At 38.5% G+C, this 522-nt stretch carries 1 protein-coding gene; it reads left to right on the top strand.

Annotated features, from left to right (window positions below):
- Nucleotides 1-522, top strand: a 522-nt coding sequence (locus ACFIKJ_RS09750) for a phage antirepressor KilAC domain-containing protein (protein WP_375670578.1), incomplete at its 5' end; no start/stop codon positions are given.

Here is a 522-nt window from a genome sequence, read left to right as displayed (position 1 = left end):
TGTTACAACCTTCCTAAACGTGAATGCCTCATTTTAGTTTCTGGTTACAGCATGACATTACGCGCTAGGATTATAGACCGTTGGCAAGAATTGGAAAAGCAAGCAGTAATACCACAAATCGACTATTCAAGTCCAAAGGCTATGATTGGCTTTTTGAATTACCTACAAGGTCAAATAGATCAAAAAGACACCATCATTGAAGATTTAACACCAAAAGCCATGGCTCTTGAAAGCTTACAGCGTCATAATGGACTCTTTGGTCTTACAGAAACCGCTAAAATACTCGAGATGCAACCAAAACAATTCATTCAATTCTTACAGCAAAAAGGTTGGGTTTACAGACGAGCAGCAGGTGGAAATTTGCTTCCTTATCAAGACAAAATCCAAAAGAAACTTATGGATTGTCCAACCATCACACTTCAAACCGCAAGTGGAATAGAAAAAGTCATTCCTTGCGCAAAAATCACAGCAAAAGGAATTGGTGTGCTGTCTCAAGAGCTTAAAAGACAAACCATGCATTAA

This window comes from Bartonella sp. PS7NMGDW, from assembly GCF_042193585.1.
Classification (GTDB): Bacteria; Pseudomonadota; Alphaproteobacteria; order Rhizobiales; family Rhizobiaceae; genus Bartonella; species Bartonella grahamii.
This window is presented reverse-complemented; position numbering and strand designations above follow the sequence as displayed.